The organism is Streptomyces sp. SPB162 (assembly GCF_029504575.1).
Lineage (GTDB): Bacteria > Actinomycetota > Actinomycetes > Streptomycetales > Streptomycetaceae > Actinacidiphila.
Window position 1 is genome coordinate 6145866 of sequence record NZ_JAQFII010000001.1, and the last position, 24135, is coordinate 6170000.

The 24135-nt window shown below is 72.1% G+C and carries 18 protein-coding genes and 2 pseudogenes; 11 read left to right on the plus strand and 9 right to left on the minus strand.

The genetic code is table 11. The features are described 5' to 3' along the window. Nucleotides 1–27 precede the first annotated feature (27 nt). A complete protein-coding gene (locus M2266_RS27765; RefSeq protein WP_277440643.1) occupies nucleotides 28–801 on the plus strand; it encodes a GntR family transcriptional regulator in 774 nt (257 codons plus the stop codon). Nucleotides 802–831: 30 nt separating this feature from the next. On the opposite strand, the gene M2266_RS27770 is transcribed toward M2266_RS27765, so the two are convergent. Both M2266_RS27770 and M2266_RS27775 read right to left on the minus strand, forming a co-directional pair. Then, nucleotides 832–1569, minus strand: coding sequence for a hypothetical protein (locus M2266_RS27770; RefSeq protein ID WP_277440644.1), 738 nt, complete (start codon nucleotides 1567–1569; stop codon nucleotides 832–834). Nucleotides 1570–1754: 185 nt separating this feature from the next. Then, nucleotides 1755–3425 carry a PucR family transcriptional regulator gene (locus tag M2266_RS27775; RefSeq protein WP_277440645.1) on the minus strand — a complete coding sequence of 557 codons (1671 nt, stop codon included), beginning with the start codon at nucleotides 3423–3425 and terminating at the stop codon, nucleotides 1755–1757. A 264-nt stretch (nucleotides 3426–3689) separates the two neighbouring features. Between M2266_RS27775 and M2266_RS27780 the strand changes: the two genes are divergently transcribed. The 6 genes and pseudogenes from M2266_RS27780 to M2266_RS27805 all read left to right on the plus strand — a co-directional run bounded on the left by M2266_RS27780 (nucleotide 3690) and on the right by M2266_RS27805 (nucleotide 11647). Next, the gene (locus tag M2266_RS27780) at nucleotides 3690–4577 is read left to right on the plus strand and encodes a xanthine dehydrogenase family protein subunit M (RefSeq protein ID WP_277440646.1); all 888 of its coding nucleotides are present in this window, start codon (nucleotides 3690–3692) and stop codon (nucleotides 4575–4577) included. Continuing rightward, nucleotides 4568–5182, plus strand: coding sequence for a (2Fe-2S)-binding protein (locus M2266_RS27785; RefSeq protein WP_277440647.1), 615 nt, complete (start codon nucleotides 4568–4570; stop codon nucleotides 5180–5182). The genes M2266_RS27780 and M2266_RS27785 overlap by 10 nt, the downstream gene beginning before the upstream one ends. 1 nt (nucleotide 5183) lies before the next feature. Next, a pseudogene (locus M2266_RS27790) lies at nucleotides 5184–7572 on the plus strand (molybdopterin cofactor-binding domain-containing protein). 277 nt (nucleotides 7573–7849) lie between these two features. Continuing rightward, complete coding sequence (locus tag M2266_RS27795; RefSeq protein ID WP_277440648.1) at nucleotides 7850–9316, plus strand: NCS2 family permease; 1467 nt, start codon at nucleotides 7850–7852, stop codon at nucleotides 9314–9316. Nucleotides 9317–9330: 14 nt separating this feature from the next. Then, the gene (locus M2266_RS27800; protein WP_277440649.1) at nucleotides 9331–10497 is read left to right on the plus strand and encodes an XdhC/CoxI family protein; all 1167 of its coding nucleotides are present in this window, start codon (nucleotides 9331–9333) and stop codon (nucleotides 10495–10497) included. A 46-nt stretch (nucleotides 10498–10543) separates the two neighbouring features. Beyond that, a complete protein-coding gene (locus M2266_RS27805; RefSeq protein ID WP_277440650.1) occupies nucleotides 10544–11647 on the plus strand; it encodes a winged helix DNA-binding domain-containing protein in 1104 nt (367 codons plus the stop codon). 15 nt (nucleotides 11648–11662) lie between these two features. Here M2266_RS27805 and M2266_RS27810 read toward each other — a convergent pair whose 3' ends face one another. Both M2266_RS27810 and M2266_RS27815 read right to left on the minus strand, forming a co-directional pair. Continuing rightward, nucleotides 11663–13066, minus strand: a complete 1404-nt coding sequence (locus M2266_RS27810) for a cellulose binding domain-containing protein (protein WP_277441386.1) — start codon at nucleotides 13064–13066, stop codon at nucleotides 11663–11665. 129 nt (nucleotides 13067–13195) lie between these two features. Continuing rightward, on the minus strand, nucleotides 13196–14701 hold the full coding sequence (locus M2266_RS27815; protein ID WP_277440651.1) for a beta-N-acetylhexosaminidase: 1506 nt from the start codon (nucleotides 14699–14701) through the stop codon (nucleotides 13196–13198). Nucleotides 14702–15053: 352 nt separating this feature from the next. Here M2266_RS27815 and M2266_RS27820 point away from each other — a divergent pair, with 352 nt between their 5' ends. Beyond that, nucleotides 15054–15896: a GntR family transcriptional regulator gene (locus M2266_RS27820; RefSeq protein WP_277440652.1), complete on the plus strand. Its 843-nt coding sequence runs from the start codon at nucleotides 15054–15056 to the stop codon at nucleotides 15894–15896. 19 nt (nucleotides 15897–15915) lie between these two features. Here M2266_RS27820 and M2266_RS27825 read toward each other — a convergent pair whose 3' ends face one another. The 4 genes from M2266_RS27825 to M2266_RS27840 all read right to left on the minus strand — a co-directional run bounded on the left by M2266_RS27825 (nucleotide 15916) and on the right by M2266_RS27840 (nucleotide 18361). Continuing rightward, nucleotides 15916–16098, minus strand: a complete 183-nt coding sequence (locus M2266_RS27825; RefSeq protein WP_277440653.1) for a hypothetical protein — start codon at nucleotides 16096–16098, stop codon at nucleotides 15916–15918. A 91-nt stretch (nucleotides 16099–16189) separates the two neighbouring features. Next, complete coding sequence (locus M2266_RS27830; RefSeq protein WP_277440654.1) at nucleotides 16190–16651, minus strand: hypothetical protein; 462 nt, start codon at nucleotides 16649–16651, stop codon at nucleotides 16190–16192. 135 nt (nucleotides 16652–16786) lie between these two features. After that, the gene (locus M2266_RS27835; protein WP_277440655.1) at nucleotides 16787–17428 is read right to left on the minus strand and encodes a LysE family translocator; all 642 of its coding nucleotides are present in this window, start codon (nucleotides 17426–17428) and stop codon (nucleotides 16787–16789) included. A gap of 60 nt (nucleotides 17429–17488) precedes the next feature. Then, a complete protein-coding gene (locus tag M2266_RS27840; RefSeq protein WP_277440656.1) occupies nucleotides 17489–18361 on the minus strand; it encodes a helix-turn-helix transcriptional regulator in 873 nt (290 codons plus the stop codon). A gap of 115 nt (nucleotides 18362–18476) precedes the next feature. On the opposite strand from M2266_RS27840, the gene M2266_RS27845 reads away from it, so the two are divergent. Together M2266_RS27845 and M2266_RS27850 are read left to right on the plus strand one after the other, a co-directional pair. After that, the gene (locus M2266_RS27845; protein WP_277440657.1) at nucleotides 18477–20174 is read left to right on the plus strand and encodes an AMP-binding protein; all 1698 of its coding nucleotides are present in this window, start codon (nucleotides 18477–18479) and stop codon (nucleotides 20172–20174) included. After that, a pseudogene (locus tag M2266_RS27850) lies at nucleotides 20171–21842 on the plus strand (AMP-binding protein). The gene M2266_RS27845 and the pseudogene M2266_RS27850 overlap by 4 nt, the downstream one beginning before the upstream one ends. Here M2266_RS27850 and M2266_RS27855 read toward each other — a convergent pair. After that, nucleotides 21807–22463, minus strand: a complete 657-nt coding sequence (locus tag M2266_RS27855) for a TetR family transcriptional regulator (protein ID WP_277440658.1) — start codon at nucleotides 22461–22463, stop codon at nucleotides 21807–21809. The pseudogene M2266_RS27850 and the gene M2266_RS27855 overlap by 36 nt on opposite strands. 53 nt (nucleotides 22464–22516) lie before the next feature. Between M2266_RS27855 and M2266_RS27860 the strand changes: the two genes are divergently transcribed. Then, nucleotides 22517–24121, plus strand: a complete 1605-nt coding sequence (locus M2266_RS27860; RefSeq protein ID WP_277440659.1) for an FAD-dependent oxidoreductase — start codon at nucleotides 22517–22519, stop codon at nucleotides 24119–24121. The last annotated feature ends 14 nt before the right edge of the window (nucleotides 24122–24135 follow it).

Here is a 24135-nt window from a genome sequence, read left to right on the forward strand (position 1 = left end):
CAAGGGAGGTAAGGCTTACCTTATCCGATGGCGCGGGGGTTTAACCTAACGGCACTACGCCACACGAGTGGTGTCGCCCCCAGACGGAAGGACCCGGTGAACGACACCGCGCCCGCGCGCCCCGCCGGAGCCACGTCCGTCCCGCCGCCGCGCGACGGCGAGCGGCGGCTGCCCGAGCGTTACTCCGTCCGCGACCAGGTGCTCAACGCGCTGCGCAGCGCGCTGGTCAGCGGGGAACTGCGGCCCGGCGACGTCTACTCGGCGCCCTCGCTCGCCGAGCGCTACGGCGTGTCGGCCACGCCGGTCCGCGAAGCCATGCAGCTGCTCGCCCGGGAGGGTGCTGTCGAGGCCATGCCCAACCGGGGGTTCCGGATCGCCGAACGCAGCGCGCGCGACCTGGCGGAGCTGGCGGAGGTCAGGGCCCTCATCGAGGTCCCCGTCGTGCTGGGCCTCGCCCGGACCATCGCCCCCGAGCGGTGGGAGGCGCTGCGGCCGCTGGCCGCCGCAACCGTCGCCGCGGCGGCGCGCGGCGACCGGGCCGCCTACGCGGAGTCCGACCGGCGCTTCCACCGCGCCATGCTCGAGCTGTCCGGCAACCACCAACTGGTCGCCGTGGCGGACGAGCTGCACCGGCGCTCCCAGTGGCCGGTGTCCGGCCCGTCCCGCACACCGTCGCGCCCGGGCGAACTGCTCGCCGACGCGACGGAGCACGCGGTGCTGCTGGAGGCGTTGGTGGCCGGAGACGTGGTCACGGTCGAGTCCCTCGTCCGGGAACACTTCTCCGGCTCCGCCTGGGGTTAGCGGCCCCGAGCCCGCTGCCGCGGCCCGCCGTCAGGCGCTCGGGGCGGGGTGGGGGAGCCAGACCGGGATCCCTCCCAGGAGGGCGTGGAGGCGGGCGGCCTCCGCCCGCAGGGCGGTGGCGGCGGGTTCGGGCTCCACGTCGGCGAGCGCGAGCATGGCCGGGGCCGTGCCGACGAGGTACCCGATCTCGACGCGGATGCGGAGGGATTCGGTGAAGCCCCGGTGAGCCTCGGCGAGGTCGCCGTCGGCAGCCGCGAGGCCCGCCAGATGGCGCCAGGTGAACGAGGTCAGCAGCGCGTCGCCGTGGGCGACGGCGCCCGCGTGGGCGCGCCGGTAGGACGCGCGGGCGGCGGTGGGGTTCTGGGCGATGTTCTCGGCGAACAGGCCGCGGCGGAAGTCGAGCAGCGGCCGTCCCGGCGACACCTGGCTCAGCAGCGCCGCGCTGCGGCCGAACGCGGCCCGCGCCTCGTCCGCGCGGTCGCGGACGGAGAAGAGCGTCGAGGCGTACGCGAGGTGGCCGCGCTCGCACGCGGCGGCACCGCGCTCCTCGTCGCTGCCGGCCAGCGCCTCGGCGGAACGCAGCGCGTCTTCCGCCTCCGACCAGCCGTCGAGGGTGAACATGCAGCCCTCGACCAGCAGGGCCGCCCGGCGCAACGCCGTGGCCGGGCTGTCGGCGCAGTACGGGGCGAGGATGGCCGCCGCCTCCGCCCAGCAGCCGCGGGCCCTGAGGCGCCACACATCGGGCGTGCCCACCACAGATTCCGGCATGGCGGTATCCGCCACAACCTATCCCCCCAAGCGCATCGTCGAGCCAGTGGTCGAAGTCCAGCATGCCGCAGGGGCCCGCGCCAAGAGGGCGGTGATCAATTGCTAACGATCCGAGTGATCCGAGTGATGCGAGTGAATCGAAGGATCCGGGTGATCCGCGGGGTCGAGGATCCGTTGGACCGGCGTCAGCTCATGCGCAGTGCGAGGAAGAAGTCCAACTTGTCCTCCAGGCGCGCGAGATCACGCCCGGTCAGTTGCTCGATCCGGCCGATACGGTACCGCAGGGTGTTCACATGCAGATGCAGTCGGGTCGCACAGCGGGTCCAGGAGCCGTCGCACTCCAGGAACGCCTCGAGGGTCGGGATGAGTTCGGCGCGGTGCCGCCGGTCGTAGGCGCGCAACGGGTCGAGCAGCCGCGCGGTGAAGGCGCGGCGGACGTCGTCCGGCACGAAGGGCAGCAGCAGGACGTGCGAGGCGAGTTCCTCGTGCCCGGCCACGCAGACCCGCCCCGGGCGGGCGGCGGCGACGCGGCGGGCGTGCCGGGCCTCCTCCAGGGCGCCGCGCAGCCCCTCGGCGGAGTGGACGGTGGCGCTGACGCCGATGGTGAGCCGTCCGTCGTCGGCCAGCCCCCGGCTCAGCGGGCCGCGCAGGGTGTCGAGCAGGCCGTCGGCGCGCCAGTCGTCGGAGAAGCCGTTGTCGGACGGGTCCGCGGGCGGCAGCGGTACGAGGGCCACCGCCTCGTCGCCCGCGTGCGCCACGGCGATGCGGTCGGTGGGGTCGGGGCCGATGGCGGCCGGATCGACCAGTGCCTCTTCCAGCAGCTTCTGGGCGGCCGGCCCCGCGGGCACCTCGCCGTCCGACCAGTCGACACGGGCCACGACGACCTGCCAGTGCGGCGCGGAGGCGAGGCCGGGAACCAGCACCGGCGCGGCGACCCGCAGCCGCGCGGCGATCTCGGCCGGCGGCGATCCCGCCTGGACCAGTTCCAGCACCTCGTGGGCGAGCCGGCGGCGTACGGTGCGCGCCGCGTCGTGGCGGTCGCGCTCGACGGCGATCAGCTGGGTGACGCCCTGCAGCAGGTCGAGCCGTTCCGCCGCCCAGTCCCCGGCGTCGGCGTCGACGGCGAGGAACCAGTCGGAGAGCAGGGTGGCCCGGACGTCGGCCGCCGGGACGGTGCCGCCGGTGCGGATGGGGAAGAGCGAGTACGTGTTGGCGGCGCCGCCGGACACGATCGAGGTGCGGTGCGGGGAGGGGCGGGCGGTGCGCATGGCGGCCAGATGGGCGCCGGCGAGCTCGGCGCGGACGGCGGTCGGCAGCGGGTGCTCGGATCCGGCGATCTGCCGTCCGGTGGCGGACAACACCCAGGCGCGCAGGTCCAGGTCGGTGCCGAGCAGGTCCAGCACGGCGTCGGGACCGCCGCCGGCGGGCCCCGACGACATCAGCCGCCGGTGCCGGTCCACGACCGCGGCCAGGTCGCCGGCCCGCTCCGTGGAGACCTGCCGGACGACGTGCTCGGTGATCGACGCGAAGGCGACGTTCTCGTCGACGGCGAACAGCGGCAGCCGGTGGCGGAAGCAGGCCGCCACCAGATCGTCGGGGATGGAGCCCAGCTCGGCTTCCCCCGCCGCGAGCCCCGCCACACCGGCGGAGGCGAGGATTCGTACGAATCGCTCGGAGTCGGCTGCTTCGTGCCGCCAGGCGAGTCCTGTGAGCACCAGCTCACCGCCCGTGAGATAACGGCTCGGATCGCGAAGATCCGTGGTCATCACGCCACGGACGGTGCGATCGAGCTCATCCTCACCGCCGAGCAGCCGCAGCCCCAGAACGTCGGTGTCCAGCAGTGCGCGCAGCCGCATCGTCCATCGCCTTGTCTCGAACGCTTGCCTGGTCAGAGCACTACCAGGATGGCCCGTGGTTCGTTCCACCGGTGTTGCCGGTCCGATGCCGCGAGGTTTCGGACGGCGGCCTTTCATAGGAATCTACAAGACATGAGTACTGGCCAGCCAAGTCCTTCATGTTTTCGGTGACTGCACCCGGAAGGGTGGTGGGCCGTGTACTGGGCCCCACGCAGCGTTAACAACACGTGAACACCCCGCTCGAGATTCGAGAAGAGAATCCCCATGGACTTCCTGCGCCCCGCAAGCTGGGAGGAGGCGCTCGCCGCAAAGGCCGAGCACCCCACAGCTGTGCCCATCGCGGGCGGCACCGACGTGATGGTCGAGATCAACTTCGACCACCGCCGGCCCGACGTGATGCTGGACCTGAACCGGATCGGTGAGCTGCAGGAGTGGGAGGTTGCCGAGGAGACCGTCCGCCTGGGCGCCTCGGTCCCGTACACCCGGATCATGGAGCACTTGCGCGCCGAACTGCCCGGTCTGGCGCTCGCCGCCCACACCGTCGGCTCCCCGCAGATCCGCAACCGCGGCAGCGTCGGCGGCAACCTCGGCGCCGCCTCCCCGGCCGGTGACTCGCACCCGGCCCTGCTGGCCGCGGGCGCCGAGGTCGAGGCCGTCTCCGTCCGCGGTACCCGGCTGATCCCGGTCGAGGAGTTCTACACCGGCGTGAAGCGGAACTCGCTCGCACCCGACGAGCTGATCCGCGCCGTGCACATCAAGAAGGCCACCGGGCCGCAGCAGTTCTCCAAGGTCGGCACCCGCAACGCGATGGTCATCGCGGTCTGCGCGTTCGGCCTGGCGCTGCACCCGGACACCAGGACGGTCAGGACCGGCATCGGCTCGGCCGCTCCCACCCCGCTGCGGGCCCGCGCCGCCGAGGACTTCCTCACGGCCGCGCTCGAAGAGGGCGGGTTCTGGGACAACGGCAAGATCATCACCCCGTCGGTCGCCCAGCAGTTCGCCGAACTGGTCTCCGGGGCCGCCAACCCCATCGACGACGTACGCGGCACCGCCTCGTACCGCCGTCACGCGCTGGGCGTCATGGCCCGCCGCACGCTCGGCTGGACCTGGGACGAGTACCGTGGGAACGAGAGGACGCAGTCATGCGCGTGACCTTCAATGTCAACGGCCGCCCGCAGGAGGCCGACGACGTATGGGAAGGCGAGAGCCTGCTGTACGTCCTGCGCGAGCGCATGGGCCTGCCGGGCTCCAAGAACGCCTGTGAGCAGGGCGAGTGCGGTTCCTGCACGGTCCGCCTCGACGGTGTTCCGGTGTGTGCGTGCCTCGTCGCCGCCGCCCAGGTCCAGGACCGCGACGTCGTGACCGTGGAGGGCCTGGCGGACTACGCCAAGGACCGCGCGGCCGGCCGGTGCGGCACCGGCGCCTGCGGTACGCCGCTCGGTGAGGCCCAGAAATGGTCGGCCAAGCCGGCCAAGCCGGCCGACGGGCAGACCGGTGAGAGCACCGGGGCCGGGGACCTGTCCCCGATCCAGGAGGCGTTCATCGACGCCGGCGCCGTGCAGTGCGGTTTCTGCACCCCCGGCCTCCTCGTCGCGGCCGACGAGCTGCTGGAGCGCAACCCGTCCCCGTCCGACCAGGACATCCGCGAGGCGCTCTCGGGCAACCTGTGCCGCTGCACCGGCTACGAGAAGATCCTCGACGCGGTCCGCCTCGCCGCGGCACGCGGCGCATCCGCCACCGCCGGAGAGGGCGTCTGACATGGGCGTTACCCGCAATCCCACGAACATCACGCAGGGCAGCAAGACCAAGGGCGGCCTCGGCGAGTCCACGCTGCGCCCGGACGGCACGCTGAAGGTCACCGGCGAGTTCGCGTACTCCTCGGACATGTGGCACGAGGACATGCTGTGGGGCTTCACGCTCCGCAGCCCGCACGCCCACGCGAAGATCCTGTCGATCGACACCGGCGAGGCGCTGAAGACCCCCGGCGTCTACGCCGTCATGACCCATGACGATCTCCCCGCCTTCACCAAGTACGGGCTGGAGTACAAGGACACCCCGGTCCTCGCCGACGGCGTCGTGCGCTGCCACGGCGAGCCGGTCGCCCTCGTGGCCGCCGACCACCCGGAGACCGCGCGCCGCGCGGCCGCCAAGATCAAGGTCGAGTACGAGCCCCTGCCACTGGTCATCGACGAGGAGACGGCGCTCGCCGACGGTGCGCCGATCCTGCACCCGAACCGCGACGACCACCACGCGGGCCACGTCACACACCCCAACATCGTGCACCGCCAGCCGATCATCCGCGGCGACGTGAACGAGGCCGCGAAGCGCGCCGACATCGTCATCAGCGGTGAGTACGAGGTCGGCATGCAGGACCAGGCCTTCCTCGGCCCGGAGTCCGGCCTGGCCGTGCCCGCCGAGGACGGCGGCGTCGACCTGTACATCGCCACCCAGTGGCTGCACTCGGACCTCGGCCAGCTCGCCCCGGTCCTCGGCCTGCCCGAGGACAAGATCCGCATGACGCTCTCCGGCGTCGGCGGTGCGTTCGGTGGCCGCGAGGACCTGTCGATGCAGGCCCACGCCTGCCTGCTGGCGCTGCGCACCGGCAAGCCGGTCAAGATCGTCTATAACCGCTTCGAGTCCTTCTTCGGCCATGTGCACCGCCACCCGGCGAAGCTCTGGTACGAGCACGGCGTCACCCGCGAAGGCAAGATCACGCACATGAGGTGCCGGATCGTGCTGGACGGCGGCGCCTACGCCTCGGCCTCCCCGGCCGTCGTGGGCAACGCCTCCTCGCTGTCCGTCGGCCCGTACGTGATCGACGACGTCGAGATCGAGGCCGTCGCGCTCTACACCAACAACCCGCCCTGCGGCGCTATGCGCGGCTTCGGCGCGGTCCAGGCGTGCTTCGCCTACGAGGCGCAGATGGACAAGCTCGCCGCCGCGCTCGACATGGACCCGGTCGAGTTCCGCCGGCTCAACGCGATGAGCCAGGGCACGATCATGCCGACGGGACAGCCGGTCGACTCCCCGGCCCCGGTGGCCGAACTGCTGCGCCGCGTCAAGGCGCTGCCGATGCCGCCCGAGCAGCAGTGGCTGGCCGGTGACGCGGAAGGTCTCTCCACCGACGTCCGCGACCTGCCCGGCGGCCTGTCGAACACCACGCACGGCGAAGGCGTCGTGCGCGGGGTCGGCTACGCGGTCGGCATCAAGAACGTCGGCTTCTCCGAGGGCTTCGACGACTACTCCACCGCCCGCGTGCGGCTGGAGGTCATCAACGGCGAGCCGGTCGCCATGGTGCACACCGCGATGGCCGAGGTCGGCCAGGGCGGCGTCACCGTGCACGCCCAGATCGCCCGCACCGAGCTGGGCGTCGCGCAGGTGACGATCCGCCCGGCCGACACGCAGGTCGGCTCCGCCGGCTCCACGTCCGCCTCCCGGCAGACGTACGTGACCGGCGGTGCGGTGAAGAACTCCTGCGAGGCCGTCCGCGAGAAGGTCCTGGAGCTCGGCCCGCGCCCGGTTCGGCAGCTACCACCCCGCGTGGGCCACCGCCGAACTCCTCCTGGAGGGCGGCAAGGTCGTCACCGACGGCGGCGAGGTGCTCGCCGACCTGGTGGACGTCATCGAGGGCGAGGCCATCGACATCGAGCTGGAGTGGCGGCACCGCCCGACCCAGGCGTTCGACCTGGTCACCGGGCAGGGCCACGGCCACGTCCAGTACTCCTTCTGCGCCCACCGCGCGGTCGTCGAGGTCGACACCGAGCTGGGTCTGGTCAAGGTCATCGAGCTGGCCGCGGCCCAGGACGTCGGCAAGGCGCTCAACCCGCTGTCGGTCGTCGGCCAGATCCAGGGCGGCACCACCCAGGGCCTCGGCCTGGCCGTCATGGAGGAGATCATCGTCGACAGGAACGCGAAGGTGCGGAACCCGTCCTTCACCGACTACCTGATCCCCACCATCCTCGACACGCCGACCATCCCGGTCGACGTACTGGAACTCGCCGACGAGCACGCTCCCTACGGGCTGCGCGGCATCGGTGAGGCCCCGACGCTCTCCTCCACGCCCGCCGTCGTCGCCGCCATCCGCGCCGCGACGGGCCTGGCACTCAAGCGCGTACCGGTCAGGCCAGAACACCTCACCGGCACGTGACGACCTCCGGGCGGGGCGGGAAATGACGATCCCCACCCCGTCCGGGGCCACCAGGCGCCACCACCGGCCTGCGTGGCAACGGCACCCGCGAGGACCGGCCGCACCCGCGGCCGCCGACCGGTCGCCGCCCGGCCCGTGCCCGGCTCCCGCCGCGCGCACCGGCCGACCGTTCCACCCCGTTCGCCTCGGGCCGTCCCCCGGGTCGTGCAGCCCACGCACCATCCCAAAGCCCGCGCACCACGTGCGGGTGTCCCAGTGAACCTTGGGAGTCGGCACCATGACCCAAACCCCTGTAGAGCAGAAGACCACGGCGGAGGACGCGGGAGCGGGCTCGCGCCCGCCGGCCGGCCGATCCTGGCTCGACCGGTACTTCCACATCTCCGACAGAGAGTCGACGATCCCCCGCGAGGTCCGCGGCGGCATCACGACCTTCATGGCGATGTGCTACATCCTGCTGCTCAATCCGCTCCTGCTGTCGGGCCCGGACGCGAGCGGCCACAAGCTCAGCCACGCGGGACTGATCACCGCCACCGCACTCGCCGCGGCGGTCTCCACCCTGCTGATGGGATTCCTCGGCAAGGTACCGCTCGCACTCGCCGCGGGACTGAGCGTCTCCGGCGTGCTGGCCACCCAGGTGGCCCCCAACATGACGTGGCCGCAGGCCATGGGCATGTGCGTGATCTACGGCGCCATCATCGTGCTGCTGGTGGTGACCGGGCTCCGTGAGATCGTCATGAACGCGATACCGCTGGCCCTCAAGCACGGCATCACCATCGGCATCGGGATGTTCATCGCCCTCATCGGCCTGGTGAACGCCGGGTTCGTCGGCAAGGGCGACGTGAAGGGCACCGCCCCGGTCGCCCTCGGCATCGGCGGACAGCTCTCCGGCTGGCCGGTCCTGCTCTTCTGCGTCACGCTGCTGCTGATCTTCATGCTGCAGGCCCGCAACATCCCCGGCGCGATCCTCATCGGCATCGTCGTCGGCACCGTCCTGGCGGTCATCGTGAACTCGGCCGCCGGCCTGACCGACAAGGACTGGGGCGGCGCAGCTCCCAAGCTGAACGGCAGCGCGGTCTCCATGCCCGACTTCGGGCTCTTCGGCCACGTCGAGTTCGGCGGCTGGGGATCCATCGGCGGCATGACCGTCGGCGTCATCGTCTTCACCCTGGTGCTGGCCGGCTTCTTCGACGCGATGGCCACCATCATCGGCGTCGGCACCGAGGCCAAGCTCGCCGATGAGCAGGGCCGGATGCCCGGCCTCAGCAAGGCGCTGTTCATCGACGGCGCGGGCGGTGCGATCGGCGGCGTCGCCGGCGCGTCGGGCCAGACGGTCTTCATCGAGTCGGCCACCGGGGTCGGCGAGGGCGCCCGTACGGGTCTGTCCAGCGTCGTCACCGGTCTGCTCTTCGCGGCCGGCCTGTTCTTCACCCCGCTGGCCCAGATCGTCCCGGGCCAGGTCGCGGCGGCGGCGCTGGTCGTCATCGGCGCGATGATGATGAGCAACGCCCGGCACGTCGACTGGTCGGACCGCTCGGTATCGGTCCCGGTCTTCCTGACCGTGGTCCTCATGCCCTTCACGTACTCCATCACCGCAGGTGTCGCCGCGGGCGTCATCTCCTACACCGCCATCAAGGCGGCGCAGGGCAAGTGGCGCGAGCCCGGCGCCTTCATGTGGGTCCTCACGGCGGTGTTCTTCGTGTTCTTCGCTCTCCACCCCATCGAGAGCTGGCTCGGCGTCAAGTAGAGGAGCTGTTCACCATGCTGGACATCGCTGACGAACTGCACCGCTGGTGCGAACAGGGGCGCCCGTTCGCCGTCGCGACCGTGGTCGCGGTGGGCGGGAGCGCGCCCCGGCAGCCCGGTGCCGCGCTCGCCGTCGACTCCGACGGCACCGCGATCGGCAGCGTGTCCGGAGGGTGTGTCGAAGGAGCCGTCTACGAGCTCTGCAGGGAAGCGCTGGAGTCGGGGGACTCCGCGGAGCCGGTGCTCCAGCGCTTCGGCTACTCGGACGAGGACGCGTTCGCCGTGGGACTCACCTGCGGCGGCGTCATCGACATCTTCGTCCAGCGCGTGGACCCCGGCACCCGGCCGGAGTTCACGGCGACCCTCGCCGCCGCCGCGGCGGGGGAGACCGCCGCGGTGGCCAGGATCGTCGAGGGACCGGCCGAGCTGCTCGGCCGGGCCCTGACCCTGCGGGCCGACGGCGGTCACGAGGGCGGCCTCGGCGACCCGGAGCGGGACCGCACGGCGGCCGCCGAGGCGCAGGCACTGCTGGAGGCGGGCCGGACCGGCACGCTCACCATCGGCGCCGACGGCAGCCGCTGCGGGGAACCGCTCACGCTGCTCGTGGAGTGCAGCGTGCCGGCGCCCCGCATGATCGTCTTCGGTGCGATCGACTTCGCGGGCGCCGTCGTCAAGGTCGGCAAGTTCCTCGGCTACGAGGTGACGCTCTGCGACGCGCGCCCCGTCTTCGCCACCCGCGCGCGGTTCCCGGAGGCCGACGAGGTCGTCGTCGACTGGCCGCACCGCTATCTGGACGAGACCACCGCGGCGGGACGCGTCGACGGCCGCACGGTGCTCTGCGTACTGACCCACGACGCGAAGTTCGACGTACCACTGCTGGAGCGGGCGCTGCGGCTCCCCGTCGCCTTCGTCGGCGCCATGGGATCGCGCCGCACCCACCTGGACCGCCTGGAGCGGCTGCGGGAGGCCGGCGTCACCGAACTCGAACTGGCCAGGCTGCGCTCGCCGATCGGCCTGGACCTCGGCGCGCGCACGCCCGAGGAGACCGCGCTGTCCATCGCGGCGGAGATCGTCGCCCACCGGCGCGGCGGCAGCGGAGTACCGCTGACCGGCGCCCACACACCGATCCACCACGAGGCCGAGCCGCCGATAGCCCGGCAGGTCGGCTCTTCGGCCGCGTAGGCCTTGCGGACCGGAACCGTCCGCAAGGCGCCGTAGCGTAGGCGCTATGCCCACGACGACACTGGACCGCCGCGCGCTCAACCGCGCTCTGCTGGAACGCCAACTCCTCCTCGAGCGCGCCGCGATGCCCGCGATCGACGTGATCGAGCGGCTGCTCGGCATGCAGTCCCAGGCGTCCAACGCCCCGTACATCGGTCTGTGGACCCGGCTGCGGGACTTCTCCTTCGACGAGCTGGCGCAGCTGATGAAGGACCGCGGTGCGGTGCGGCTGACCCTGATGCGCGGCACCGTCCACCTGGTGAGCGCGGCCGACGCGCTGACCCTGCGGCCGCTGCTGCAGCCGGTGTTCGACAGGATGGTCAGGAGCGCGGCCTGGGGCGGCGCGGCGCTGGACGGTGTGAACCGCGACGAGGTGGTGGCCGCGGGCCGCGAGCTGCTCGCCGAACGGCCGCGCAATCCCCGTGAACTGCGCGAGCTGCTCGCGCCGCGCTGGCCGGACGTCGTGCCCGACGCGCTGGAGAAGGCGCTGCGCCTGTGGGCGCCGCTGGTGCAGCTGCCGCCGCGCGGGCTGTGGGGCGAGAGTGGGCAGCCCACGTACGCCACGGTGGAGGAGTACCTCGGCGCGCCGCTCGCCGCCCCCGACCCCGGGCCGGTCGTCGAGCGCTACCTGGCGGCGTTCGGGCCCGCGAGTGTCGCCGACATCCAGAAGTGGTCAGGACTGACCGGGCTGCGCGCGGTGGTGGCGGCCCTGGACCTTCGGCCCTACCGCGACGAGGAGGGCCGGGAGCTCTACGACCTGCCGGGCGCGATGCTCCCCGACCGTGACATCCCCGTTCCGGCCCGGTTCGTCGCCGACTTCGACAACCTGCTGCTGTCGCATGCCGACCGGACCCGGATCATTGCCGACGAGCACCGGAGCAGGGTGATGACGGTCAACGGCATCATCCGCGGCACGGTCCTGGTCGACGGCTTCGTCGGCGGCACCTGGCGGTTCGACCGGACGAAGGCCGGCGCCGCGGTGAGCGTCACGCCCTTCGTGCCGCTGACGGCCGGCGACCGCGACGCCCTCCTGGAGGAGGGCGCGCGGCTGCTGGCCGTCAGCGACCCGGCGGCGGCGAGCCACGAGGTCCGGATCACCCCCGTGGCCTGACGGCGCCGTCCCGGTTCAGCCCGCCGGGACGGTGTCCACCTGGGTGACGTGCGCCGCCCGGTAGGCGGCCACCTGGGCCTGCACCTGGGCCGGACTCAGCACCTGGTCCTTGGCGAAGTAGACGTAGTCGACCTTCTCGTTGTACGAGCGAGGCGTGCTGCCGGTCTGCCCCGCGAGGTCGATGAGCCAGTGGTTGAAGTCGATGAACATCGGCGTCTCCGGGAGGTACGGCTCGCCGTGCGTCCCGAACAGCTGCCCGTCGATGTAGTACTTGATGTTCGTGTTGTCGACGGTGATGACCAGGTCGTGCCAGCCGTCGTAGCTCTGCCGGCTCTCGGTGTGGGTGTTGACCGCGTTCCAGGGGTCGTTCTGGTAGGTCTCCCACGAGGTGGTGTACATGATGTTGCCGGTCTCGCCCCAGCCGCCGTTGGGCAGGTACTCGAAGTCCAGCTCCCCGTAGTCGGGGTCCATGTCGTGGGCGAGCGGCGTGAAGGCGAAGAACGTCTGGTTGACGTGGTCCCCGTCGGGGCCGGTGGCGGGTGTGTCGTTGAACTTCACGCGGGCCGCGTACGTTCCGTTGCGGAACTTGCGCGCGGTGGTCTGGATCTCCGTTTCCTTCGTACCGGCGGCCGTCCCGTCGGTGGTGAGCTTGAGGTTCATGATGCTGTTGCCGTTCTCCGGCGCGAAGGTCACGTCCTGCGGCGACCAGGTGGCCCCCGGCACGCCGGGGCCGCCCTGGCCCGACTTCACCGTCCAGCCGTGCTGCTGCACCAGCGGGTCGCTGCTGCTGGTGTAGTTGAAGTCGTCGAAGAGCGCCGGGCCGTTCCCGTTCGGCGGCGTGGTGGGGGGCGTCGTCGGCGGGTCGGTCGGCGGCGGGGTGGGGTCGTTCCCGGCGGGGGCGGTGCCCCACAGGACGGCGCCGTTCCGCTGCACGGTGATCTTCGACCAGTTGGCGTACGACGTCTGGGCGCCGTTGAACGAGTAGTCGTCGCTCTGCCGGAGCGTCGCCCAGTTCGACCGGTAGAAGCGCAGCTGCATGTCGCTGGTGTCGGCGCCGGGGGCGAGCGAGCCGGCGCCCGCGGTGAAGCCGACCTCCAGGTAGCGGTCGGCGGTGGCGGTGGGGTGCGCCAGGGTGCCGAACGTGCCGGTGATGTTGGCACAGCCCTTCACCGCCCAGGAACAGGCGAAGCGGTACGAGGAGTCGGCGGTGTCGGCCTTGAAGTAGTAGCGCACCGTCACACCGCTGAGCGGCACGGTCGTGCTGCCGGTGTTGGTGACCTTCAGCCACGGCTCGGACTGGTCGGCGGTGGCCCCGGTCGCGCTGGTGCGGTACTGCGCGCTGAGCGAGTCCTGCGCCGCCGAGGCGGGCATGGCCGTCAGCGCGGCGCAGGCGAGCCCCGCGGAGGTGCACAGGGCCATCGCCGTACGCACACGGACGGGTATACGTGATCTTGCGGACACGGTTGATCCCTTTCCAGGTGGGGGGTGTGGCAGGGGAGGTGCTGGAAGGAACTGCGGGTGGAACATCCGGGGGTTGCCCGGCGTCGGTCAGCGGCGGGCGCCGAGCGTCGCGAGCCGGGCCTGGTGGTGGCGCATGGCGGGGAGGAAGTCGGTGGTCCAGTCGCTGCGGGGGTTCCACGCGCTGTCGGCGAGCGCCGACAGCCGGGGGAAGGCGAGGTACTCGACCTGGGCGGGCGTGGCGGCGAACTCGGTCCACAACTGCCCCTGCGTGCCCAGCACCCGGGCGGCGGCGGCCGGCTCCCACTCCCGTGGCGCCGGATCGTTGCCGTGCACGGTCCGCAGATCGACCACGGCGCCGCTCTGCCCCAGGGGCTCGTCCGGCCGGTCGGTCTGCGGGTAGTCGAGGTACGTGGTGCGGAACGGCGCCATCACGACGTCGTGGCCCCGGCGGGCGGCGGCCAGCCCGTGGTCGGAGTCCCGCCACGGCATGACGGTGAACTCCGGCGGCAGGATCCCGCCGTCCTCCGCCCAGCACACGGGTTTGCGGCCCTCCCGCAGCAGGAAGTCGCCGATCCGCCCGAGGAACCAGCCGTGCAGCGCCTTCGGCCCCGCCAGCCCTTCGGCCGCGGCCCGGTCCCGTGCCCGGGGGCTGTCCTCCCACTCGACGGTGGGGCACTCGTCGCCGCCGACGTGGATGTACGGGGACGGGAAGACGTCCAGGACCTCGCCGAGCACCGTGGTGCAGAACTCCAGCACCTCGTCGTGCACGCCCAGCACGTTCTCGCACACCCCCCACTCGGTCCACACGTCCAGCTGCCGGCCGGGGACGTTGCCCAGGTGCGGATAGGCGGCGAGGGCTGCCCGCGCGTGGCCCGGCATCTCGATCTCGGGCACGACGGTGACCCCGCGCTCGGCCGCGTAGCCGACGAGCGCGCGCAGTTCCGCGGCGGTGTAGGAACCGCCGTGCGGGGTGTCGTCGTAGCGGGCGCTGCCGGCCCGGCCGGTCATGCTGCGCGCCCGGTGGCCGCCGGTCTCCGTCAGCAGCGGGTAGCCGGGGACCGGCATCCGCCAACCCTGGTCGTCCGTGAGGTGCAGGTGCAGGACGTTGAGCTTGTGGAAGGCGAGCAGGTCCACGAAGCGCCGCAGGAACGACACCGGCTGGAAGTGCCGGGCGACGTCGAGCATCGCCCCGCGCCAGGGGTACCGCGGCACGTCGGTCGCCTGGACGCACGGCAGCCGCCACGGCACGTCGGCGACCGGCACGGCCGACAGCGCCTCGGGCGGCAGCAGTTGGCGGATCGTCTGCACCCCGTTCAACAGCCCGGCCGCGGTGGCGGCCCGCAGCACGACCGCGTCCGGGCCGACGGTCAGCCCGTACCCCTCCGTGCCCAGGCCGCCGAGCCGCGGGTCCAGGGCGAGGGTGACGTCGCCTTCGGGCGAGGGGCGCAGCGGGAGCCCGGTGGCGGGGCGCAGCAGGGTGCGCAGCAGCCGGGCGGCGTCCTCGGCGCCCCCGGTGGCCCGGACGGTCGTGTCGGGGGTGAGGGTGAAGTGGCCCGGGACGCGGACCAGATGGCTGGGGTGGGGAATGATCACAGGTTGGCCTCCAGGCCACGGGGGAATCGGGTCGGTCCGCTCAGCACGCGTCAGGCCTCGACCGCACCGGCGGCATCCCGGAGGTCCCTTCATGATCCACACGGTGAGCTCGGCGGAACTTACCACTTTGCAACTGGTCTGGTACTGGTTGGAGAAGGTGGCATAGACCAGTAGTGCCGTCAAGAGGTCATGCAGGCAAAGGGTTGAGGCGCTGTCGCCGACGGATACCGCCCGCCGGGAACCGACCGCCCTGGCGCACTGGTCAGGATGTGGATAGCCTTCAGGGGGGACTGGACAGGACGGCAGCCCGGACGTCCCGGGCCGGGACCTCGGTCGGCGCGGAGGAGTGAGCATGGGAAGCGAGTCGCCGCGGTCGGCGCTCAAGCGGGAACGGGTGCGGGACTACCTGTTGGAGCTCGTCGAATCCCAGCTGCCCGGCGATCCGATCCCCTCGGAGCGGACGCTGTGCGAACAGCTGTCGGTCTCCCGCCCCACGCTGCGCTCCGCGGTCGACGAACTGGTCAACACCGGACTGATCGTCCGCGAGCACGGGCGCGGGATGTTCGTCGCTCCCACGAAGATCACCCAGGAGTTGGTGGCGGATGAGCACGCGTTCTCGCTGCCGAAGGCGGAGGGCACCTGGTCCAGCCGGGTCCTGGAGCTGACCACCGTGCAGGCGGGCGCGCGGGTAGGCCGCAAGCTGCACATCTCACCGGCGGCCGAGATCACCTACATCGCGCGGCTACGGCTCGTGGACGGTGAGCCGATGGCCATCGAGTACCTGCACGTGCCGGCGGCCCTCGTGCCGGGGCTGCGGGTGCGGGACATGGAGTCCGGGGACTTCTACCAGTTCCTGCGCGACCAGCACCGGGTACGCATCCACGAAGCGGTCCAGTCCATCGAGCCGACCGTCACCAACGAGGTCGAGGCCCGCCTGCTGGGCGTGCCGCTGCTCTCCCCGGCGCTGCTCTTCGAACGTCTCACCAGGGACGACACCGGCCGCCCGGTCGAATACGTCCACTCCCTCTACCGCGGCGACCGCTACCGCATCGTCTCCCGGCTCGCCCTCGGCGAAGCTGGAGCCCCCGGCCCGGACGCCGCCGCCCGGCACCACCCCGGCATCCCCCCCGGCGACCTGGCGAGCCGCGGCGACGCCCCGTCCTCGATGGTGGGGGACGTGCAGCCGGCGGTGTGAGGGGTTGGACGGGCGGTGGTCAGCGGTAGTCGAGTTCGGCCAGTTCCCTGGTGAGCCTGGTGTGGAAGGCCGGGATCCGGCCGACCACCGGCAGCAGCAGGTTACGCACCGTGCGCAGCACGCGGCTGGAGTCCAGCGCGGCGAGCGCCCGCCCCCCCCGATCGCGACCCGGGTGGTGGCCGGGCGGTGCGGCGGCGTTCATGTGGCGCCCCCTTCGGCCGGGATGCCGGCGCAGGCCGTCCAGTGTCTGTGGACAGGATGCGCCGGGCACGGCCGATGGCGCGCCCTTGCCGTCAGCGCTTTATCGTGTGGCCGCCGATGCCCATCAGCCGGCCCGGGCCGCGGACGCCGTCCTCGTACCACCAGAAGCTGAGTCCGACCGCGGCGACGATGAACCCGCCGACGGAGCCGAGGGCGAGGAGACCGCTGAGGCTCTCGTCCGGCTCGCCGGAGTGGTGGCCGCCGAGGTGTTGGATCGTGAGCCCCGAGACCAGCATTGAGGCGCTTCCGGCCAGCGCGGTCAGCAGCCACGCCCAGCGGCGCGCCCTGGTCGCGGGGATGGAGAAGACCGTGTACGTGAGCGAGGTCCGGCAGGTCTCACAGGCGACGGTGCACGACTGGCACCCTTTGGGGGGCCGTTCGACGGGGATCTCGAAGGTCGCCGGCCGGTACTCCGTGTAGTTGCCGTTGCGTTCCGACGAGAGCAGATGTGCGTATCGGGACTGAGGATGTTGTCCTAATTGGCGCTTGCCCACCGCGGCTCCTTGACGTCTGGTGCTGCGGGCAACAGTAGGCGTCAACATGTCCGTGGCATAGGGAAGTTGAGGGTTGAAGTACGCGGCGCGCACAGTATGGGCGGAGACGCGAGGTATCGACGGGGGAAGGGCCCGTCAGTCCGTCCGGCCCGTCACGGCCACCGTGACGCCGAGGCCGATCATCGCCAGTCCGCCCGTGCCGCCGATGGCGGCGAGGCGGCGCGGGGAGCGCGCGAACCAGCTGCGGGCGGCGGCGGCGGTGAGGGCCCACAGGCTGTCGAAGACCAGCACGGTCAGGCTGAACACCAGTCCCAGCACGAGCAGTTGCGAGTGCACGCGGCCGGCGGAGCGGTCCACGAACTGCGGCAGCACGGCGGCGAAGAACACCATCGTCTTGGGGTTCGTCACTCCGACGACGAACCCCTCCCACAGGGTCCGCAGGCCGCCGCGCGCGGCGGTGCCGGGGACGTCCCGCTCCATGGTCAGGTCGCGGCGGTGCCGCAGCGCCTTCACCCCGAGGAAGATCAGATACGCGGCGCCTGTCAGCTTCAGCGCGAAGAACACCGCCGCCGAGCCCGCCACGAGCGAGCCGAGCCCGAGCGACACCGCCACGACCAGGACGTAGGAGCCCAGGGTGTTGCCGAGCACGCTCCTCAGGGCCGTGCGGCGGCCGTGGGCGAGGGCCCGGCCGAGGACGAACAGCACGCTGGGGCCCGGTATCAGGACCAGCAGCACGGACACCGCGGCGAACGCCAGAAGGCGGTCGGTCGACACCATCACCATTACCTCCGAGCCGAGCCGAGCCGAGCGGATTCGATCCGATCCGAGCCGATCCGGTCAGGGAAGCAGCCCTGCCCGGCGCGCGGACACTACCGCCTCCAGCCGGGTGTGAGCACCCAGTTTTCGCATCGCGGAGCGCAGGTAGCTCTTGACGGTCTCCGGCCGCAGCCCCAGCCGCCGCCCGGTCTCCGCGTTCGTCGCACCCGAGGCCACGGTCGCCAGTACGTCGATCTCACGCGGCGCGAGCGGGGAGACCGGCGCCGTCGGCGGCAGTGGCTCGCGGACCGCGGAGACCTCGCCGTCCCGCCCCGGTGCACCCGACGCGGCGGCGATCCGCCCGCAGGCGGTCAGCAGCGCCTGCCGCAGCCGGGGGTCGGCGATCAGCGGCGCGAGGGCACGCAGCTCGCCGTGCGCCTCGCGGACCTCCTCCCAGGCCCGCGGGTCGACGGAGCGCGGCTGGTGGAAGCGGGCCAGCAGCCGGTGCGCCTCGTCGCGGACCGCGAGGGACTGCTCCAGCTCCCGGGCCGCGTCCACGGCGGCGGTCAGCGGCCGGTCCCCGAGCGCCATCGGCTGGCGCAGCGCGCCGTACAGCACCCCGCGCACCCGGCTGCGGACGACCACCGGCACCGCCAGGACGGACCGCAGGCCCTCGGCGGCCACGGCCTGGTCGTACTCGTGGCTGATCACCCGCGACGCGTGGTAGTCCGTCACCGAGAACGGCCGCGACAGGGCGATGGCCTTTCCGCCCAGCCCGTTGCCGGGGGTGATCGCCAGGGTGCGCAGCGCGGAGGTCTCCGTGCCCGACAGCTCCGAGATCCGCAGCTGCCGCCCGCCGGTCAGCAGCCCGCCGAAGGCGACCGGCAGCCCGCCGGACCGCCGCATGCGCAGCAGGGCCGCCCGTACGTCGACGGCTTCGCCGGTTTCGCTCACGTCACTCCTTCAGCCCGAAGTCACTCCTTCAGCCCGACACCCCCGTCCGGGGGTGGTGAGACCCGGGTCACTGGATGGACGATGCTACTCAGCGGTCAAGCACTGAGGAGGGCACATGACGGCGAGCGGTGCGACGACCGGAGGGACCGAGGGGCCGACGGCGGAGTTCCGGGCGGCCCGGGACTTCCTGCTGCGGTACCGCGAGGAGTACGCGCAGGCCTACGCGGGATTCCGCTGGCCCGAGCCCGAGTACTTCAACTGGGCGCTGGACTGGTTCGACGAGATCGCCCGGGACAACGACCGCACCGCGCTGTGGATCGTGGAGGAGGACGGCTCGGAAGGCGTCCACTCCTTCGCGGAGCTGGCCGACCGGTCGAACCGGGTCGCCAACCACCTCAGGGGTCTGGGGGTGCGGGCCGGTGACCGGATCGTCGTCATGCTCGGCAACCAGGTCGAGCTCTGGGAGACGGCGCTCGCCGCGATGAAACTGCGGGCCGTCGTCATCCCCGCCACTCCGCTGCTCGGCCCCGCCGACCTGCTGGACCGCATCGAGCGCGGCGGCGCCCGGCACGTCGTGGTGCGCGCCGAGGACACCGCCAAGTTCGACCAGGTACCGGGGGACTACACCCGCGTCGTGGTCGGCGGCGAGGCGCTGGACTGGCACCCCTACGAGGAGGCGTACGCGAGCCCGGCCGACTTCACGCCGGACGGCCCCACCCGGGGCGCCGATCCGCTGATGCTCTACTTCACCTCCGGCACCACCGCCCGGCCCAAGCTCGTCGAGCACACCCACATCTCGTACCCGGTCGGGCACCTGGCCACCATGTACTGGATCGGCCTGCGGCCCGGGGACGTCCACCTCAACATCTCCTCACCCGGTTGGGCCAAGCACGCCTGGAGCAACCTCTTCGCCCCGTGGAACGCCGAGGCGACGGTCTTCATCCACAACTACACCCGTTTCGACGCGGCCCGGCTGATGGCGGAGATGGACCGCTGCGCGGTGACCAGCTTCTGCGCCCCGCCGACCGTGTGGCGGATGCTGATCCAGGCGGACCTCAGCGCGCTGCGCACCCCGCCGCGCGAGGTGGTCGCGGCGGGCGAGCCGCTGAACCCCGAGGTCATCGAGCACGTCCGGCGGGCCTGGGGCGTCACCATCCGGGACGGTTTCGGCCAGACGGAGACGGCGGTGCAGGTCGCCAACAGCCCAGGCCAGCCGCTCAAGACCGGCTCGATGGGCCGTCCGAGCCCCGGTTACGTGGTCGCGCTCGTCGATCCGGTCACCGGCGAGCCGGGCGACGAGGGCGAGATCTGCCTGGACCTCACCCACCGCCCGGTGGGTCTGATGACCGGCTACGCGGGCGACGCGGAACGCACGGCGGCGGCGATGGCGGGCGGCTACTACCGCACGGGCGACATCGGTTCGCGCGACGCCGACGGCTACATCACCTACGTCGGCCGCTCCGACGACGTGTTCAAGGCGTCGGACTACAAGATCTCCCCGTTCGAGCTGGAGAGCGTGCTGCTGGAGCACGAGGCGGTCGCCGAGGCCGCCGTCGTCCCGGCACCCGATCCGCTGCGGCTCGCCGTGCCGAAGGCGTACGTCGTGCTCGCGGCCGGCTGGGAGCCGGGCGCGGAGGCCGCGAAGGCGATCTTCGCGCACTCCCGCGCGGCGCTCGCCCCGTACCAGCGCATCCGCCGTCTGGAGTTCGCGGACCTGCCGAAGACCGTGTCCGGCAAGATCCGCCGAATCGAACTGCGCGAGGCCACCGCCCGGGACGGCGGCGCCGAGTACCGCGAGGAGGACCACCGATGACGGCGACCGAGCGGATATCCCCGGCCGAGCTGTCCTACGCGAGCGGCACCGGAACCACCCCGCTGCTCGGCGACACCATCGGCCGCAACCTGGACCGGGCCGTCGCCGCGTACCCCGCGCGCGAGGCCCTGGTGGACGTGCCGACCGGCCGCCGCTGGACCTACACCGAGTTCGGCCGGGCCGTCGACGAGGTGGCGCTGGGGCTGGCGGCCAAGGGCGTGTCCCGGGGCGACCGGGTCGGTATCTGGGCGGTGAACTGTCGCGGAGTGGGTGCTCGTCCAGTACGCGACGGCGCGGCTCGGCGCCGTCATGGTCAACATCAACCCGGCCTACCGGGTGCACGAGCTGGAGTTCGTCCTCAGGCAGGCCGGCATCGAGGTGCTGATCGCCTCGACCGCGTACAAGGCCAGCGACTACCGGGCGATGACGGAGCAGGTGCGCGCCGGCTGTCCGCTGCTGCGGGAGGTCGTGTACATCGGCGACCCGGGCTGGGACGAACTGCTGGCGGGCGGGTCCGTGCTGCCCGCCGGGCACCTGGCCGCGTGCGAGGCGGCGAACAGCTGCGACGACCCGGTCAACATCCAGTACACCTCGGGCACCACCGGCTTCCCCAAGGGCGCCACGCTCTCGCACCACAACATCCTCAACAACGGCTACTTCGTCGGCGAGATGATCGGCTACACCGAGCACGACCGGGTGTGCCTGCCCGTCCCCTTCTACCACTGCTTCGGCATGGTGATGGGCAACCTGGGCGCCACCAGTCACGGCGCCTGCATCGTCATCCCGGCCCCCGCCTTCGACCCGGTCGCCACCCTGCACGCGGTCGAGCGGGAGCGCTGCACCTCGCTCTACGGCGTGCCGACGATGTTCATCGCCGAACTGGACCTGCCGGACTTCGCGACCTTCGACCTGTCGTCGCTGCGCACCGGCATCATGGCCGGGTCGCCGTGCTCCGTGGAGGTGATGAAGCGGGTGGTCGCCGAGATGCACATGGCCGAGGTGTCCATCGCCTACGGCATGACGGAGACGTCGCCCGTCTCCACCCAGACCCGGCGCGAGGACGATCTGGAGCGCCGCACCGCCACCGTCGGCCGCGTCCTGCCGCACCTGGAGGTGAAGGTCGTCGATCCGGCGACCGGCACGACCGTGCCGCGCGGGACGACGGGGGAGCTGTGCACCCGCGGCTACTCGGTGATGCTGGGGTACTGGGAGGAGCCGGAGCGGACCGCCGAGGCGATCGACGCCGCGCGCTGGATGCACACCGGCGACCTCGCGGTGATGCGGCCCGACGGCTATCTGTCCGTCGTCGGCAGGATCAAGGACATGATCATCCGGGGTGGGGAGAACGTCTATCCCCGGGAGATCGAGGAGTTCCTGTACACCCACCCGAAGATCGCCGACGTGCAGGTCGTCGGGGTGCCGGACGAGCGGTACGGCGAGGAGATCGTGGCCTGCGTCGTCCTGCGCGACCCCGCGGAGCCGCTCACCGTCGAGGAGCTCGACGCCTTCTGCCGCGGGCGGCTCGCGCACTTCAAGATCCCGCGCGGGCTGCGCCTGCTGGACGCCTTCCCGATGACGGTCAGCGGGAAGATACGCAAGATCGAGCTGCGCGAGGACGTGGTGCGGGAGAGGTCATCCGAAGCGGGCGGCCAGGCCCTGTCCCAGTAGGCCGAAGGCCAGCTCGAGCTCCGCGGCCGCCTCGGGATACACCTCGTCGGCTGCGCGGCCGTCCGCCAGCTTCCGCCAGTTGGCCAGTGCCAGGACCCGGTGCACGGAGATGATCTGCGCCGCCGCGAGTCGCGGCAGCAGGTCGTCCGGCGCGGCCGAGGAGGCCTCTCGCAACGCCTCGGCCAGCGCTTCCTGGTCGCGGACGGTGTACTCGGCCAGTCGCGCTCCCAGGCTGGGCGCCGAGTAGAGCAGCCGGAGGTACGCCAGTACCTCCGGGGTGTCGTTGAGCCCGCTGATCGGATCGCGGGCGTCGAGGCCCGCCGCGCAGTGCAGGTGCAGCGCCGTGAGCGGGGCGCGGTCCGCGGCGCGGTCCCGCACCACCCGGGCGAACTCGCCCTCGTGGTCGGCGAACCGGTGCAGCGCGAGGTCCTCCTTGGCGGGGAAGTACCGGAAGAGCGTCGGCTTGGAGACCTCGGCCGCGGCGGCGATCTCGGCGACCGGCACCTGGTCGAACCCGCGCTTGAGGAACAGCTCGATGGCCGTGTCGGAGATGTTCTGCCGGGTCCTGGCCTTCTTCAGCTCCCGCAGTCCGCTCGGCGGACCGGGCCGGTTGTCGTCCATGGCGCTGATCCTAGCCGAAGGGCAATCAGGTCAGAAACGTTACCCGGTTGCATATGAGACTCGGTCATGGTTCTATTCATGGTGTCGCCGCCCCTACGGACGTCGACCGGGTGCCGAGGAGAGGACTGCCGATGAGCAGCGTGCTGATCGTGGGAGCGGGACCGACCGGGCTGACGCTGGCCTGTGAACTGGCGCGGCGCGGCGCCGCCGTTCGGATCGTGGAGAGGTCCCCGGCCCCGCAGAGGGGCTCTCGCGGCAAGGGGCTCAACGCGCGCAGTCTGGAGGTGTTCGAGGGCATGGGGATCCTCGACCGCCTCCAGGCGCTCGGGCGCGACGATCTGTTCTTCCGCAAGTACCGGAACGGCGAGCCGGTCTCCGACACCGACCCCTTCGCGAAGTTCGCGCCGGCGCCCGGCGCCCCGTACGTCCGCGGGCTGCTCATCGCGCAGTGGAACGTCGAGCGGGTGCTGCGGGACCGGCTCGCCGAGTGGGGTGTGCGCGTGGAGTTCGGCACCGAGCTGACGGGGTTCGAGCAGACCGCCGACGCCGTGACCGCCACGCTCGCGGGCGGCGAGCGGCTCGAGGTGTCCCACCTGGTGGGCTGCGACGGCGGGCGCAGCGGGATCCGCAAGGCGCTGCCGGTCACCTTCGAGGGCCGGACGCTGCAGGAGCAGAGGATGGTCATCGGCGACGTCGAGGCCGAGGGACTGAGCCAGGACCTGTGGCACCAGTGGATCGACGAGGACGGCGGCATCATGCTCTGTCCGCTCCCCGCCACCTCGGTGTTCCAGCTCCAGGCGGCCCCCGAGCGGGACGCGGAGGGACAGCCGGTGGAAGCGTCGCTGGAGAGCTTCCAGCGCCTGTTCGACCAGCACGCACGGATCCCCGGCATCAAGCTCACCAACCCCGACTGGATCTCCACCTACCGCGTCAACGAGCGCATGGCCGACCGTTTCCGCGTCGGCCGGGTCCTGCTCGCCGGGGACGCCGCCCATGTGCACTCCATAGCGGGCGGCCTCGGCATGAACACCGGCATCCAGGACGCGTACAACCTCGGCTGGAAACTGGCGCTGGTGGTGGCGGGCCGGGCCGGTGACGGGCTGCTCGACACCTACGAGGAGGAGCGGCTGCCGATCGCCGCGTGGACGATCGACACGAGCGGCGAGCGGTGGCGCGCGGTCTCGCGGTCGATCAGGGCAGCGGGCAGCGGCACGGAAGGTGTGATCACGCCCGACGTACTCGGGCTGGGGCTGGGGTACCGCTGGAGTTCGCTGGCCGTGGAGCACGACGCCCGGGCCGACGACGCCGTGCTGCGCGCCGGGGACCGCGCGCCCGACGCCCCGCTGCGGGACGCCGACGGCGCCGCCGTCCGGCTCTTCGAGATATTCAGCGGCACGCACTTCACGCTGCTGGGCTTCGGCGCCGGCAGCGCGGCGGCGCTCCGGGAGACCGCGGACCGGCACGGCGACTCGGTGTGGAGCTACCTGATCGGGGCGGACTCCGGCGCCTTGGACGATTTCGAGGGGCACGCGGTACGCGAGTACGGCGTCACCGGCGACGCCCTGGTGCTCGTCCGCCCGGACGGCCACATCGCGCTCACCGCCCGGGGCGATGACGTCCGGGCGGTGCACGACTACCTCGGCCGGCTGGGCGGCTGACCCCGGGCACGACC

Bases quoted from the DNA above. Each gene is read 5' to 3' on its own strand.
- M2266_RS27765 (WP_277440643.1), top strand. From the start codon at position 28: ATGGCGCGGGGGTTTAACCTAACGGCACTACGCCACACGAGTGGTGTC.
- M2266_RS27770 (WP_277440644.1), bottom strand. From the start codon at position 1,569: ATGCCGGAATCTGTGGTGGGCACGCCCGATGTGTGGCGCCTCAGGGCC.
- M2266_RS27775 (WP_277440645.1), bottom strand. From the start codon at position 3,425: ATGCGGCTGCGCGCACTGCTGGACACCGACGTTCTGGGGCTGCGGCTG.
- M2266_RS27780 (WP_277440646.1), top strand. From the start codon at position 3,690: ATGGACTTCCTGCGCCCCGCAAGCTGGGAGGAGGCGCTCGCCGCAAAG.
- M2266_RS27785 (WP_277440647.1), top strand. From the start codon at position 4,568: ATGCGCGTGACCTTCAATGTCAACGGCCGCCCGCAGGAGGCCGACGAC.
- M2266_RS27795 (WP_277440648.1), top strand. From the start codon at position 7,850: ATGACCCAAACCCCTGTAGAGCAGAAGACCACGGCGGAGGACGCGGGA.
- M2266_RS27800 (WP_277440649.1), top strand. From the start codon at position 9,331: ATGCTGGACATCGCTGACGAACTGCACCGCTGGTGCGAACAGGGGCGC.
- M2266_RS27805 (WP_277440650.1), top strand. From the start codon at position 10,544: ATGCCCACGACGACACTGGACCGCCGCGCGCTCAACCGCGCTCTGCTG.
- M2266_RS27810 (WP_277441386.1), bottom strand. From the start codon at position 13,066: ATGGCCCTGTGCACCTCCGCGGGGCTCGCCTGCGCCGCGCTGACGGCC.
- M2266_RS27820 (WP_277440652.1), top strand. From the start codon at position 15,054: ATGGGAAGCGAGTCGCCGCGGTCGGCGCTCAAGCGGGAACGGGTGCGG.
- M2266_RS27825 (WP_277440653.1), bottom strand. From the start codon at position 16,098: ATGAACGCCGCCGCACCGCCCGGCCACCACCCGGGTCGCGATCGGGGG.
- M2266_RS27835 (WP_277440655.1), bottom strand. From the start codon at position 17,428: ATGGTGTCGACCGACCGCCTTCTGGCGTTCGCCGCGGTGTCCGTGCTG.
- M2266_RS27845 (WP_277440657.1), top strand. From the start codon at position 18,477: ATGACGGCGAGCGGTGCGACGACCGGAGGGACCGAGGGGCCGACGGCG.
- M2266_RS27855 (WP_277440658.1), bottom strand. From the start codon at position 22,463: ATGGACGACAACCGGCCCGGTCCGCCGAGCGGACTGCGGGAGCTGAAG.
- M2266_RS27860 (WP_277440659.1), top strand. From the start codon at position 22,517: ATGAGACTCGGTCATGGTTCTATTCATGGTGTCGCCGCCCCTACGGAC.